Source organism: Pseudomonas sp. FG6, assembly GCF_057809015.1.
This window is the reverse complement of record NZ_JBMDJD010000019.1, coordinates 37973-51266: the sequence shown is the minus strand read 5'-3', so window position 1 is coordinate 51266 and position 13294 is coordinate 37973. Positions and strand designations below refer to the sequence as shown.

Genomic DNA, 13294 nt, shown 5'->3' with positions numbered 1-13294 from the left:
GCGTTTTACCCGGCCCATTAGTCTATTTTTATAAGCAGGGATTTTTCGTATCGAACAGGGTCTGTGTTTAACAATAGGACAACCTGTCCGAAAGCGAACGGTAAAACTTATACCAAAAACCCGAATTGTACAGGTTTAAACGACGGCGTAGTCTGTACAGAAAGGTAAACGAGGCCCTCATGACTGTACCTATCGCAATCATCGGCACCGGCATCGCCGGACTTTCAGCCGCCCAGGCCCTGACGGAGGCCGGGCATGTCGTTCAACTCTTCGATAAAAGCCATGGCAGCGGCGGACGCATGTCGAGCAAGCGCAGCGACGCCGGCGCCCTGGACATGGGCGCGCAATACTTCACCGCCCGCGACCGCCGTTTCGTCACGGAGGTCCAGCGCTGGCAGGCCAATGGCTGGGCCGCGGAATGGAACCCGCAGCTCTATAACTTCCAGGGCGGGCAATTGAGCCCTTCGCCGGACGAGCAGACCCGCTGGGTCGGCACACCGCGCATGAGCGCCATCACCCGCGCCCTGCTGGGCAAGCTGCAAGTGCAGTTCTCTTGCCGGATCACCGAGGTGTACCGTGGCCAGGAACACTGGCATTTGCAGGACGCAGAAGGCTTTACCCACGGCCCGTTCGGCCAGGTGGTGATCGCCACGCCCGCGCCCCAGGCCACCGCGCTGCTGGCCGCCGTACCGAAACTGGCCGGCGTAGCCGCCGGGGTGAAAATGGACCCGACCTGGGCCGTGGCCCTGGGCTTCGAAACGCCGCTGGACACGCCCATGGAAGGCTGCTTCGTGCAGGACAGTCCGCTGGACTGGCTGGCCCGCAACCGCAGCAAACCGGGACGCGACAGCACGCTCGACACCTGGGTGCTGCACGCCACCAGCGACTGGAGTCGGCAACACATCGACCTGCCCAAGGAGGCCGTGATCGAGCATCTGCATGGCGCCTTCGCCGAACTGCTGCACAGCGCGATGCCCGCACCGAGCTTCAGCGTGGCCCACCGCTGGCTCTACGCGCGGCCGGCCGGCAACCATGAATGGGGCGCCCTGGGCGATGCCGACCTGGGCCTGTATGTCTGCGGCGACTGGTGCCTGTCCGGCCGTGTCGAAGGAGCCTGGCTCAGCGGCCAGGAGGCAGCCCGCCGGTTGCACGCCAGCTTGCAGTAGGCCGCATCATCCCGCGCCACCGCTGCTGTCGCTCCGGACAGCAGCCCATCTACGACCCCCTCGATGCCACCACCTCGCACATTCGTGTTGACTTGGGCACACCCTCACCTATGATGGAAATATTGTACAAAACAAATATTCTGTACAGGTTTAAGCCATCCGAGGTCGACCATGCCCAGCGAAGCCGCCACCAGACCGAAAATCGCCATCAGCGCCTGCCTGATGGGTGCTGAAGTTCGCTTCAATGGCGGACACAAGCAATCGCAGCTGTGCAGCCGCACCTTGGCCGAGCACTTCGATTTCGTGCCGGTGTGTCCCGAGGTTGCCATTGGCCTGGGCATCCCCCGTGAACCGATCCGGCTGACAGGCGACCCCGAACGGCCCGAAGCGCTGGGCACGGTGAATCACACCCTCAACGTGACCCGGCCACTGGCCGATTACGGCCGACAGATGGCGGCGGAGCTGGACGACATCTGTGGCTACATCTTCATGCAGAAATCACCTTCCTGCGGGCTGGAACGAGTCAAAGTCTACGGCCACAACGGCGTGCCCCAGGACGGCGGCGGCCGCGGGATCTATGCCCAGGCGTTTTGCGAGCAACACCCCGACCTGCCAGTGGAAGAAGACGGCAGGCTCAACGATCCGGTGCTGCGGGAAAACTTCCTCAACCGGGTGTTCGTCTATGCAGACTGGCAACCCCTGCGTCACCGAGGCCTGACCCGACGGGACCTGATTGAATTCCACTCGCGCTACAAATACCTGCTGATGGCCCACAATCCGGCGCAGTACCACGCCCTGGGCAACGTGTTGGGCAGCATGGGCAAGGCCGATCCCAACGAACTGGGCCCACGCTACTTCAGCGAATTGATGGCGGCGTTGAAAAAATGCGCCACCCGCCGCACCCACACCAATGTGCTGCAACACCTGAGCGGCTACCTCAAGCGTGCCATCACCGCGCAGGACAAGCAGGAGGTGCAGCACCTCATCGGGCAGTATCGCCTCGGCATCGTCCCGTTGGTGGTCCCGCTGACATTGCTCAAGCATCACCTGCGCCGACACCCCGATCCCTACCTCGCGCAGCAGGCCTACCTGCAACCGCATCCGGAAAACCTCAGCCTGCGAAACGCGATTTGATGAACGACCAGGACGAGTCCCGCGCCATCCAAGCGCAAGAGGCCGATTTCGCCGACGCCTTGGCGCAAGGCTGGCTGCCCATTCGCGAGGTCGCCCGGCAAACCGGCGTCAACGCGGTCACGCTGCGGGCCTGGGAGCGTCGCTACGGCTTGATCGTGCCGCATCGCACAGCCAAAGGGCATCGCCTGTTCAACGCCGAACATGTGCAGCGGATTCAAAGCATCCTCACCTGGATCAATCGCGGGATGGCCGTGAGCAAGATCAAGCCACTGCTCGACGCCCCGCAACCACCCGCCGAACCCGTGGAAAACGACTGGCAACGCCAGCGACGTGCCCTGGTGCTGGCGGTGACGCAACTGGCCGAGCGACAGGTCGACGACCTGGTCAACCAGGCCATGGCGCTGTACCCGCCACGGACCGTGTGCGAACAATTGCTGTTGCCTTTGTTGGCCGAACTGCAGGGGCGCTGGCAGGGCCAGTTCGGCGCCCAGTTGGAGCGTGTGTTCTTCTATTCCTGGCTGCGCAGCAAATTCGGCAGCCGGGTCTACCACAACAACCGTCAACTGCGCGGCGCGCCGTTGCTGCTGATCAACCATTCGGTCGCCGCCTTCGACCCTCACCTCTGGCTCATCGCCTGGTTGGCCAGCAGCGCCGATTGCCCGGTGGAAGTCTTCGACGGGCCGATACCGCCGGGTGAGCTGGCCTTGGCGGTCGAACGCCTCCAGGCTCGCGGCGTGCTGTTGTACTCCAGCCATGCCATCAACCTTTCCCAACTGCCCAGGCTGCTGGGCGCCATTGACTGCCCGATCATCATCGCCGGCCCCGCCGCCTCGATTCACCACGCCCGGTTATCCACAGGCGTGGCGACGGTCGACGTGTCCTGGGCCGAAGATCCGCTATCGGCTTACCGCGAACTGAGTCGCAGAGAACTGCTCTAGATGGAAAAAAACCTGCAATTGATCTGGCTGCGCAGCGACTTGCGCCTGCGCGACAACACCGCCCTCGCGGCGGCTGCCAGCCGAGGGCCGTGCGTGGCGGTGTACCTGCCGTGCCCGGAACAATGGCGCGATCATGACGATGCACCGTGCAAGATTGATTTCTGGTTGCGCAACCTCGCCTCATTGAGCGCGGACCTTGACGATCTGAACATTGCGCTGCTGGTTCGTGACGCACCGCGGTGGGACCAGGCGCCACAGGTGCTCGCGAAGCTGTGCCGCGAACTGAACGTCACTGCCGTTCATGTCAACGAAGAGTACGGCCTGCATGAAAGCCGTCGCGATGCCGCCGTGGCCAAGGCCTTGACGGCCGAGGGGATCGAGTTTCACAGCCACTTGGACCAATTGCTGTTCAAGCCCGGCAGCGTGCTGACCAAGACCGGCACGTACTTCCAGGTGTTCAGCCAGTTCCGCAAGGTTTGCTATAGCCGGCTGTATCACTCGCTGCCAAGCCTGGTTGCCACCCCGCCCCGACAGGCGCCCACCGGCATCACCCGCGACCCGGTGCCCACCCAAGCCGCCGGGTTCGCCCAACCCAGCCCGGCACTGCGCGCGCTCTGGCCCGCCGGAGAGCTGCATGCCCAGCGGCGCCTGGAAACCTTTGTCGAGCAGCACCTTGAAGATTACCAGCACGCACGGGATTTCCCGGCCAAACCCGGCACCAGCCAACTGTCGGCTTACCTGGTGGCTGGCGTTGTCTCGCCACGCCAGTGCCTGCACGCCGCTCTTCGGGCCAACCAGGGAGAATGGGAGAGTGGAAATGCAGGAGCTGTGACATGGATCAATGAATTGCTCTGGCGCGAGTTCTATAAACACATTTTGGTGGGTTATCCACGGGTGTCGCGCCATCGCGCTTTTCGCCCGGAAACCGAGGCATTGGCCTGGCGCAACGCACCGCAGGAGCTGCAAGCCTGGAAGGAAGCGCGCACTGGCGTGCCCATTATCGACGCCGCCATGCGTCAATTGCTGGAAACCGGCTGGATGCATAACCGTTTGCGAATGGTGGTAGCCATGTTCCTGACCAAGAACCTGCTGATCGACTGGCGCGAGGGCGAGCGCTTTTTCATGCAGCATCTGATCGACGGCGACCTGGCCGCCAACAACGGCGGCTGGCAGTGGAGCGCCTCCACCGGCACCGACGCGGCCCCCTGGTTCCGGATCTTCAACCCAGTGAGCCAATCGGAGAAATTTGACTCCGAAGGCTTGTTCATCAAGCACTGGCTACCCCAGCTGAACGATCTCGACAGGCACGAGGTCCATAACCCAAATCTTGAGGGCGGATTGTTTGGCGTAGCGGATTACCCGGCCCCGATCGTCGATCTCGGCCAGTCCCGCGCTCGCGCACTGGCGGCGTTCCGGAACCTGCCGGCTCGACGTGACGCGGCCTGGGAAAGTCCGGGCGATGAGCGCACATGAAATTGCGCCCTATGAAATGCGCTTTCCCGCAGCTGACATATAGTCATACAAATTGCAGAGCGTTCGCCGAGCCCGTCTTGCAATCCGAGGCAAGGTACCGCCTGAAGAAGAGGAGTCACGAATGGGGCTGAGCACGCCGCAACGATACTGGCTCACCGGGGCTGGCAACGGCATCGGCGCTTCGCTGGCTGAAGCCATACTGCAGACAGGTGCACACCTGGCCGTCAGTTCGCGCTCGGCCCCGTGGTGCGATGCCCTTGCGGCACGGTATCCAGGACAAGTGCTGACGGTGCCGGGCAATTTGACCGACAGCCAGACCGTACGCGAGATCGGCGAGCAGATCGCCCGGCACTGGGGCGCCCTGGATAAGGTCATCATCAACGCCGGAACCGCTGAGTATGTCGAGGGGCAGCCCAGCGAACCGACCCTGATCGAACACATCGTGCGCGGCAACCTGCTGGCCACCAGCTTCTGCATCGAAGTGGCCGCACCTTTGTTGCGCGCCGGAACCGCATCCCACCTGGTGGGCATCACCAGTCCGGCAACCTACCTGCCGCCCTCACAGACCGAAGCAGGCGGCGTCGGCATGCGCTATCTGTTCGAGTCGGCTCGCGACGAGCTGGCGCCGGCCGGTGTCGACGTCACGCTGGTCCACCCTGGCTTCGACACCCCGTCATTGCACCTCGACGATTGCGTTCCAGCTCCAAGCAAATGGTCGGCGGACGAGGCAGCAGCTCATGTCCTCGACCGCTTGATTGAACGGCCGACGGAAGTGGCACTCCCCGTCGCCTCCATGACGCTGCTCTGGCCCCTGTCCTCTTCGACCCAGACGGTACGAGCAGATGCGCCACCCTGCCGGGCGAGCGCCTGGTCACCGATCAAGGGACGCCCCTGAACAGGCTGTTTGCCCTACACTGCGCAGCATGAAAACCATACCCGTCGTAGAACTCGCTACACCGACCGTCACGTGCTCCACGTGTGCGGCGTGCTGCTGTCGGTTGGAAGTGATGCTGATCACCGACACCGGCGTCCCGCTCCATTTTATCGACACGGATGATTGGGGCGGCGAAGTGATGCGGCGGCTGGATGACGGCTGGTGCGCAGCCCTGGATCGCAACAGCATGAGGTGCACGATCTACGAAAAACGTCCGCTGATCTGCCGCGAGTTCGAAATGGGTGCGCCGCAATGCCTGGAAGAACGCGAAGGGATGGCCACGGTGTATCGGTAAAGGCCGGAGTCTTGTGGGAGACCAGGCCCCAGTAAAGACCGGGCTCCCACAGGACAGAACAGGACAGAGGGTTACAACGGCATCGTGTAGTGCAGCGCGTAGCTTTCCACACCGTCGTTGGTCGACTTGATACCGGCGTTGGAATAATGCGTGGCGCGAATACCCACTTCGTGTCCGCCGTTGAAACGCAGGCCGAAGCCGATGCGGTCTTCGAACTGGAAGGCTGTACCGAGCCGGTTGTCTTCCACTTCGGTATTGGAGAACAACGCAACACCTACGCCAGCCTCAACGTAAGGTTTTACGTTCTGCCCGGAAAATTCATACACAAACACCGGCGAGAACGACAGGCTGTGATTGCTGGAGGTCTTGTCACCTTCCCAATAGGTGTACGCACCGCTCCAGTAACCGGTCAGGCGACCCACGTCGCTCTGCCACCAACTCTTGTCCCAATCGAACTGCATCCCCAAGCGATAGGTCATGGTCGAATCGCTGGTCTGGCCAACCCCGAACTCCACACCCGCCGCCTGTGCGGTGTAAGCGTGCCCCACCAACGCAGCCGCAATCGCGGCAAAGCAGAATATGCGCTTCATTAGCAAATCCTTTTCGGACAGACTCGATTTAGTTTTTTTGTTACAAACAGACGAAATTATAGAAATCCGCGCTGAAACAGAAGTTCATCCCCATTTCACACATTTTTCATGTTTTCTTACAGATCGAAGCTTCGCACAATGCCAGACGAATGCCATAGCGTAGGTAGGATTTTTCTTAAATGTATCGGATCAGCACTGGTCCAGAATTGAGTTTCGCGGGCCGGTCCTGCGGCCAGCAGTTCCCGCTCAGCCAACAACCGCTGGAGTTGCCGGGCCACGGCGGCACCGGTGTCGATCAGGCTGATGTGGGCCGGGATCATCTGCTCAAGCAATGGCTTGAGGAACGGATAATGCGTGCACCCCAGGATCAGCGTATCGCAGCCGGCGGCCAGCAAGGGCTCGACGTAATGTTGCAGCAGTTGACGCAGGGCCGGGCTGTGCAGGTCACCCGTTTCGATCAGCTCCACCAGCCCCGGGCACGGTTGAGTGATGACCCGGACATCGGCGGCGAAACGGTCGAGCAACGCAGCGAACTTGGCACTCTGCAAAGTGCCGGTGGTGGCCAGTACACCGACGATACCACTGCGGGTGGCGGCAGCGGCCGGCTTGACCGCCGGCTCCATGGCGACGATGGGCCAGTGAGGAAAATCCCGGCGCAAATCGGCCACGGCGGCGACCGTTGCGGTGTTGCAAGCCACCACCAGCGCCTTGGCGCCTTGCCCCAGGAGAAAGTCGGCGATGATCGCGCAGCGCTGCCGGATGTAGTCCGGGGTCTTTTCGCCGTAAGGGATATGCCCGCAGTCGGCGACGTACAACAGCGACTCATTTGGCAGCAGCCGACGGATCTCCCCCAGCACCGACAGCCCGCCGACGCCCGAGTCAAGCACACCGACGGGCGCCTCACGCATGCCGGCCACCACAGACACTGCAGCCTGGATCACGCTTGACCCGCAATTCACGGAACCGCGTCCCCAGCGCATCGATCAACAGCAAGCGCCCCACCAGCGGCTCACCGAAACCGGCCAGCAATTTCAGCGCTTCGAGGGCTTGCAAGCTGCCCACCAGACCGACCACCGGCCCGAGCACACCGGCTTCGCTGCAGGTCAGTTCGGCTTCGCTGCCATGGCCGTAGAGGCAGTGATAGCAAGGGCTTTCGGGGCGCCGTGGGTCGAACACCGACAACTGCCCTTCCAGGCGAATCGCCGCGCCACTGACCAGCGGCTTGCCCGCTGCGATGCACGCCGCGTTCACCGCTTCACGGGTAGAGAAATTGTCGGAGCAGTCGAGCACCAGATCCACCGCCGCGACGGCGGCAGCCAGGGAATCTTCGTCCATGGCCGTCGGATGGGGCACCAACCGGACCTCGGGGTTGATCGCCGCCAGGCGCCGCATCGCCGAATCGACCTTGGTCAGGCCGACGCTGTCGGTGTCGTGAATGATCTGGCGTTGCAGGTTGGTCAGGTCGACCGTGTCGAAATCGGCCAGGTGCAATTCACCCACGCCGGCAGCCGCCAGGTACAACGCCACGGGGGCGCCGAGGCCGCCGAGGCCGATGATCAGCACTCGGCCCTGCTTGAGGCGCACTTGCCCGTCGATGTCGACATGCTGCAAGAGGATTTGCCGGCTATAGCGCAACAGTTCTTGGTCGTTCAGCATGGCAGTCGCCCCAGGCTGATGCGTTCATGACCGCCCAGGTCCTTGCAGCTGTGGACCTCGGCGAACCCTTGGGTTTGCAACAACTCACGCACCGCGCCCGCTTGATCGTAGCCGTGCTCGAGCATCAGCCAGCCACCCGGCTCAAGATGCGCCGGTGCCTGGGCAATGATCTGGCGCAGGTCATCGAGCCCGTCCTGCCCCGCCACCAGCGCACTGGCCGGTTCGAAACGCACATCGCCTTCAACCAGGTGCGGGTCGCAGGCGCGGATGTACGGCGGGTTGCTGACGATCAGCTGAAAACGCTCGCCCTGCACGGCACTGAACCAGTGACTGCTCAACACCGTGACGTTGCCCAGGTCCAGGCGTTGGCGATTGCGCTCGGCCAGGGCGACGGCTTCCAGCACGCGGTCGACCGCCGTGACGGTCCAGGCCGGGCGCTCGCTGGCCAAGGCCAGGGCAATCGCGCCGCTGCCGGTGCCCAGGTCCAGGACCCGGGCCGCCGTGGCCGGCAACAAGGCCAGCGCGGTTTCCACCAACAGCTCGGTGTCGGGACGCGGGATCAGCGTATGCGGCGCGACTTCCAGGTCGAGACTCCAGAAACCCTGCTGCCCAAGGATGTAGGCCACCGGCTCGCCGGAACGGCGGCGGCGCAGGTATTCGGAAAACAGCAGGGCCGACTCGCTCGGCACGATCCGCTCCGGCCAGGTGTGCAGGAAACTGCGGGACTTGCCCAGCGCAGCGGCCAGCAGCAACTCGGCATCGAGCCTTGGCGTGGGCGAATCCGGCAGCTCGGCGGCGCGTAGCAGGCTGGCGATGATGGTCATTTATTCACCTGTGCTTACTCGCCAATCGCGGCCAGCTGATCGGCCTGGTATTCGGCCAGCAAAGGCTCGATCACCGCCTCGACACCGCCGGCAAGGATCTCGTCGAGGCAATACAGGGTCAGGTTGACACGGTGGTCGGTGACCCGGCCCTGGGCAAAGTTGTAGGTACGGATACGCTCGGAACGGTCGCCCGAGCCCACCAGCAGCTTGCGTTCGCTGGCGATGGCGCTGGCGGCGGCGGCGGTCTGCTGGTCATTGAGCTTGGCCGACAACCAGGCCATGGCCCGCGCACGGTTCTTGTGCTGGGAACGCTCTTCCTGGCACTCGACCACGATGCCCGAGGGCAAGTGCGTGATACGGATCGCCGAGTCGGTCTTGTTGACGTGCTGGCCGCCCGCGCCGGAGGAGCGATAGGTGTCGATCCGCAAGTCCGCCGGGTTGATCTCGATGGCTTCCTGTTCGTCCGGCTCGGGCAGCACCGCCACGGTGCAGGCCGAAGTATGGATCCGCCCTTGGGATTCGGTGGCCGGGACACGCTGCACACGGTGGGCGCCGGATTCGAACTTCAGCTTGCCGTAGACGTTCTCGCCCTCGACCCGGGCGATCACTTCCTTATAGCCGCCGTGTTCACCTTCGTTCTCCGAAAGGATCTCCACCCGCCAGCCACGACGTTCGGCGTAACGCGAATACATGCGAAACAGATCACCGGAAAAAATCGCCGCCTCGTCGCCACCGGTACCGGCGCGGATTTCGAGGAACACGTTGCGTCCGTCGTTCGGATCCTTGGGCAGCAGCATGCGTTGCAGGTTGCTTCCCAGTTCGACCAGCTGCTCCTTGGCTTCGCGCACTTCCTCGAGCGCCATCTCGCGCAGGTCCGGGTCGCTGTCCTTGAGCAAGGCCTGGGCACCTTCGAGATCGCCCTGCACCTTGGCCAGCTGTTTATAGGCGGCGACAATCGGCTCGACTTCCGCGTATTCCTTGGAATAGGTGCGGAATTTGTTCTGGTCGCTGATGACTTCGCCGTCGCCCAGCAAGGCGGTCAATTCTTCGAAACGGTCCTGGAGGATGTCCAGCTTGTTGAGCAGTGACGCTTTCATTGCGGTTTTTTATCCGAAAAGCTATCCGGTGAACCCTCACCGAGGGCAAAGAGTTCCTGGGCCATGGCCAGCGCATCGAGGCGGCCTTCGGCGGTCAGCTTCTTGAGCTGGACGCTCGGCGCATGCAGCAACTTGTTGGTCAGGCCGCGTGCCAGTTGCGCCAGCACGTCTTCGGCACTGGCGCCATTGGCCAGCAGGCGCTGGGCCTTTTGCAGTTCCTCGTCGCGCAGGCGCTCGCTCTGCTGACGATAGGCCTTGAGCACGTCCACCGCCGCCAGCTCGCGCAGGCGCACCATGAAGTCCTCGGCGCCGACGTTGACCATTTCCTCGGCCGCCTGGGCCGCGCCCTGCCGGCTCTTGAGGTTCTCGGCCACCACTTCGTGCAGGTCGTCGACGCTGTAGAGGTAAACGTCGTCGAGTTCACCGACTTCCGGCTCGATGTCCCGGGGAACGGCAATGTCCACCATGAAAATCGGCTTGTGCTTGCGCAGTTTCAAGGCGCTTTCCACCGCGCCCTTGCCCAGGATCGGCAACTGGCTGGCGGTGGAGCTGATGACGATGTCGCTGTGCACCAGTTCGGCGGGAATCTCGGACAGCAGCACGGCATGGGCGCCAAACTGCTCGGCCAGGGTACTGGCCCGTTCCAGGGTGCGGTTGGCGACGACGATGCGCTTGACGCCCAGGTCATACAGATGGCGGGCGACCAGGGTGATGGTCTCGCCGGCGCCAATCAGCAGCGCCTGGCTGCGTTGCAGATCGCTGAAGATCTGTTTCGCCAGGCTGACGGCGGCAAACGCCACCGACACCGGGTTTTCGCCGATGGCCGTGTCGGTGCGCACCTGCTTGGCGGCGTTGAACGTGGCCTGGAACAACCGCCCCAGCAGCGGGCCGACCGTGCCGGCCTCACGCGCCACGGCGTAGGCCGACTTCATCTGGCCGAGGATCTGCGGCTCGCCCAGCACCAGCGAATCGAGCCCCGAGGCGACACGCATCATGTGACGAACTGCCGCATCGTCTTCGTGCACATAGGCACTGGCGCGCAGCTCTTCAAGGCTCAGCTTGTGATAGTCGGCCAGCCAGCGCAGCACGGTATCCGCCGAAACGTGATCCTGCTCTATATAAAGCTCGCTGCGATTGCAGGTGGAGAGGATCGCGGCTTCGCGGCTGTCAGTGAGCCGGCAGAGCTGCTGCAGGGCCTCGACCAGCTGCTCAGGCGTAAAGGCCACGCGCTCGCGGACGTCTACGGAAGCAGTCTTGTGGTTAATACCAAGTGCAAGGAAGGCCATTCAAGGTCGCTGATGGTGACGTGAAGCCGGCAATTGTCCTACTTCGCCAGATCGAGAACAACCACCCCGATCTCTATCGACCTGCACGCGGCCGTAAATCGACAGGGCGGTTATGTTTGACCGAAGGCTTGTGTCATGATGATCCGACCGCAGGTTAGTCGTCCTCTTCCTATATGAATAGATCTTCCGCGTTGCTCCTCGCTCTTGCCTTGCTCAGCGGCTGCCAGTCCATGGCCCCCGTTTCGACGGACGGTACGCCGCCGGTCGACGACAGCACGCAAGCCCCTGAAAAACCCAAGGTCTACGGCTCGTTCAGCGAAGAAACCATCTTCAGCCTGTTGAGCGCCGAACTGGCAGGCCAGCGCAATCGCTTCGACATTGCCCTGGACAACTACGTGACCCAGGCCATCAACACCCAGGATCCGGGCATCTCCGAGCGGGCGTTTCGCATCGCCGAGTACCTGGGCGCCGACCAGCCCGCGCTGGATACCGCGCTGATCTGGGCCCGAAACGCCCCGGACGACCTTGAAGCGCAGCGGGCCGCTGCCGTACAACTGGCCCGCGCCGGACGCTACGACGAATCCATGACCTATATGGAGAAAGTCCTGCAGGGCAAGGGCGACACTCACTTCGATTTCCTCGCGCTGTCCGCTGCCGACACCGACCAGGAAACCCGTAGTGGCCTGATGAAGAGTTTCGATCGCCTGCTGCAACGCCACCCGAACAACGGCCAGTTGATCTTTGGCAAGGCCTTGCTGTTGCAACAGGACGGCGATAGCCAGGGCGCCCTGACCCTGCTCGAAGACAACCCGCCGGAAGCCGGCGAAGTGGCGCCGATCCTGCTGCGCGCACGGCTGTTGCAAGGCCTGGGCCGCGGCGATGACGCCCTGCCGCTGCTGGAAAAAAGCATCAAGAAGTACCCGGACGACAAACGCCTGCGCCTCACCTACGCCCGCATGCTGGTGGAAAACAACCGCATGGACGACGCCAAGGCGGAGTTCTCCAGCCTGCTCCAGCAATACCCGGAGGATGACGAATTGCGTTACTCCCTGGCGCTGGTTTGCCTGGAAGCCAAGGCCTGGACAGAGGCCAAGGGTTACCTGGAGGACCTGATCGCCCGGGAAAGCCACGTCGACTCGGCGCACCTGAACCTGGGGCGCATCGCCGAAGAACGTAACAACCCCGAGAGCGCGCTCATCGAGTACGCCCAGGTCGGCCCGGGCAACGACTATCTGCCAGCGCAGTTGCGCCAGGCCGATATCCTGATGGGCAACGGCAAGACGGCTGACGCCCAGAGTCGCCTGGCGGTGCAGCGCGACGCTCAACCCGACTACGCGATCCAGTTGTACCTGATCGAAGCCGAAACCCTCTCGGCCAACAACCAGGGCGACAAAGCCTGGGAAGTACTGCATCAGGCCTTGAAGCAATACCCGGACGACCTGAACCTGCTGTACACCCGGGCGATGCTGGCGGAAAAGCGCAATGACCTGGCCCAGATGGAAAAAGACCTGCGCCTGATCATCCAGCGCGACCCGGACAACGCCATGGCCCTCAATGCCTTGGGCTACACCCTGTCGGACCGTACCACTCGCTACGACGAAGCCAAGGTGCTGATCGAACAGGCGCACCAGATCAATCCGGAAGACCCTGCGGTGCTCGACAGCCTCGGCTGGGTGAATTTCCGCCTGGGCAACCTCGACGAAGCCGAACGCCTGTTGCGCCAGGCCCTGGAGCGTTTTCCCGACCAGGAAGTCGCCGCTCACCTGGGCGAAGTCCTGTGGGCCAACGGCAAACAGCGCGAGGCCCGGCAAGTCTGGAGCAAGTTCCTCAAGGAGCAGCCCGACAGCCCCGTCTTGCGCAGCACCATCAAACGCCTGACCGGATCCGAGACCCTTTAAGAT

The 13294-nt window shown here is 63.0% G+C and carries 13 protein-coding genes; 7 read left to right on the top strand and 6 right to left on the bottom strand.

The annotated features are described in order from the left end of the window. Positions 1–179 precede the first annotated feature (179 nt). The 6 genes from ACODSJ_RS14390 to ACODSJ_RS14365 all read left to right on the top strand — a co-directional run bounded on the left by ACODSJ_RS14390 (position 180) and on the right by ACODSJ_RS14365 (position 5940). Positions 180–1166: an NAD(P)/FAD-dependent oxidoreductase gene (locus ACODSJ_RS14390; protein ID WP_489102356.1), complete on the top strand. Its 987-nt coding sequence runs from the start codon at positions 180–182 to the stop codon at positions 1164–1166. 171 nt (positions 1167–1337) lie between these two features. Continuing rightward, positions 1338–2300 (top strand): 2-thiouracil desulfurase family protein, encoded by a 963-nt coding sequence (locus ACODSJ_RS14385; RefSeq protein ID WP_489102355.1) that lies wholly within the window; start codon positions 1338–1340, stop codon positions 2298–2300. Then, positions 2300–3238 (top strand): MerR family transcriptional regulator, encoded by a 939-nt coding sequence (locus ACODSJ_RS14380; RefSeq protein ID WP_489102354.1) that lies wholly within the window; start codon positions 2300–2302, stop codon positions 3236–3238. The genes ACODSJ_RS14385 and ACODSJ_RS14380 overlap by 1 nt, the downstream gene beginning before the upstream one ends. Positions 3239–3250: 12 nt before the next feature. Next, complete coding sequence (gene phrB / locus ACODSJ_RS14375; RefSeq protein ID WP_489102411.1) at positions 3251–4711, top strand: deoxyribodipyrimidine photo-lyase; 1461 nt, start codon at positions 3251–3253, stop codon at positions 4709–4711. A 121-nt stretch (positions 4712–4832) separates the two neighbouring features. Then, the gene (locus tag ACODSJ_RS14370; protein ID WP_489102353.1) at positions 4833–5606 is read left to right on the top strand and encodes an SDR family NAD(P)-dependent oxidoreductase; all 774 of its coding nucleotides are present in this window, start codon (positions 4833–4835) and stop codon (positions 5604–5606) included. Between the two features lie 28 nt (positions 5607–5634). Further along, a complete protein-coding gene (locus ACODSJ_RS14365; protein ID WP_489102352.1) occupies positions 5635–5940 on the top strand; it encodes a YkgJ family cysteine cluster protein in 306 nt (101 codons plus the stop codon). Between the two features lie 71 nt (positions 5941–6011). On the opposite strand, the gene ACODSJ_RS14360 is transcribed toward ACODSJ_RS14365, so the two are convergent. The 6 genes from ACODSJ_RS14360 to hemA form a co-directional block, all read right to left on the bottom strand. After that, positions 6012–6530: an acyloxyacyl hydrolase gene (locus ACODSJ_RS14360; RefSeq protein ID WP_489102351.1), complete on the bottom strand. Its 519-nt coding sequence runs from the start codon at positions 6528–6530 to the stop codon at positions 6012–6014. A 116-nt stretch (positions 6531–6646) separates the two neighbouring features. After that, the gene (gene murI, locus ACODSJ_RS14355) at positions 6647–7438 is read right to left on the bottom strand and encodes a glutamate racemase (RefSeq protein ID WP_489102350.1); all 792 of its coding nucleotides are present in this window, start codon (positions 7436–7438) and stop codon (positions 6647–6649) included. Further along, the gene (locus ACODSJ_RS14350) at positions 7431–8186 is read right to left on the bottom strand and encodes a molybdopterin-synthase adenylyltransferase MoeB (RefSeq protein ID WP_489102349.1); all 756 of its coding nucleotides are present in this window, start codon (positions 8184–8186) and stop codon (positions 7431–7433) included. Before ACODSJ_RS14350 ends, murI begins: the two co-directional genes overlap by 8 nt. Then, entirely contained in the window at positions 8180–9010 is an 831-nt protein-coding gene (prmC, locus tag ACODSJ_RS14345; protein WP_489102348.1) for a peptide chain release factor N(5)-glutamine methyltransferase, read from the bottom strand. The genes ACODSJ_RS14350 and prmC overlap by 7 nt, the downstream gene beginning before the upstream one ends. Positions 9011–9024: 14 nt before the next feature. Then, positions 9025–10107 (bottom strand): peptide chain release factor 1, encoded by a 1083-nt coding sequence (gene prfA, locus ACODSJ_RS14340; RefSeq protein ID WP_489102347.1) that lies wholly within the window; start codon positions 10105–10107, stop codon positions 9025–9027. Next, positions 10104–11393, bottom strand: coding sequence for a glutamyl-tRNA reductase (hemA, locus tag ACODSJ_RS14335; RefSeq protein ID WP_489102346.1), 1290 nt, complete (start codon positions 11391–11393; stop codon positions 10104–10106). Before hemA ends, prfA begins: the two co-directional genes overlap by 4 nt. A 173-nt stretch (positions 11394–11566) precedes the next feature. Between hemA and ACODSJ_RS14330 the strand changes: the two genes are divergently transcribed. Then, positions 11567–13291 carry a tetratricopeptide repeat protein gene (locus ACODSJ_RS14330; protein WP_489102345.1) on the top strand — a complete coding sequence of 575 codons (1725 nt, stop codon included), beginning with the start codon at positions 11567–11569 and terminating at the stop codon, positions 13289–13291. The last annotated feature ends 3 nt before the right edge of the window (positions 13292–13294 follow it).

Excerpts from the sequence above, each read along its gene's own strand:
- ACODSJ_RS14370 (WP_489102353.1), top strand. The coding sequence starts at position 4,833 with ATGGGGCTGAGCACGCCGCAACGATACTGGCTCACCGGGGCTGGCAAC.
- ACODSJ_RS14380 (WP_489102354.1), top strand. The coding sequence starts at position 2,300 with ATGAACGACCAGGACGAGTCCCGCGCCATCCAAGCGCAAGAGGCCGAT.
- prmC (WP_489102348.1), bottom strand. The coding sequence starts at position 9,010 with ATGACCATCATCGCCAGCCTGCTACGCGCCGCCGAGCTGCCGGATTCG.
- ACODSJ_RS14385 (WP_489102355.1), top strand. The coding sequence starts at position 1,338 with ATGCCCAGCGAAGCCGCCACCAGACCGAAAATCGCCATCAGCGCCTGC.
- ACODSJ_RS14350 (WP_489102349.1), bottom strand. The coding sequence starts at position 8,186 with ATGCTGAACGACCAAGAACTGTTGCGCTATAGCCGGCAAATCCTCTTG.
- ACODSJ_RS14360 (WP_489102351.1), bottom strand. The coding sequence starts at position 6,530 with ATGAAGCGCATATTCTGCTTTGCCGCGATTGCGGCTGCGTTGGTGGGG.
- hemA (WP_489102346.1), bottom strand. The coding sequence starts at position 11,393 with ATGGCCTTCCTTGCACTTGGTATTAACCACAAGACTGCTTCCGTAGAC.
- ACODSJ_RS14330 (WP_489102345.1), top strand. The coding sequence starts at position 11,567 with ATGAATAGATCTTCCGCGTTGCTCCTCGCTCTTGCCTTGCTCAGCGGC.
- prfA (WP_489102347.1), bottom strand. The coding sequence starts at position 10,107 with ATGAAAGCGTCACTGCTCAACAAGCTGGACATCCTCCAGGACCGTTTC.
- murI (WP_489102350.1), bottom strand. The coding sequence starts at position 7,438 with ATGCGTGAGGCGCCCGTCGGTGTGCTTGACTCGGGCGTCGGCGGGCTG.
- ACODSJ_RS14365 (WP_489102352.1), top strand. The coding sequence starts at position 5,635 with ATGAAAACCATACCCGTCGTAGAACTCGCTACACCGACCGTCACGTGC.
- ACODSJ_RS14390 (WP_489102356.1), top strand. The coding sequence starts at position 180 with ATGACTGTACCTATCGCAATCATCGGCACCGGCATCGCCGGACTTTCA.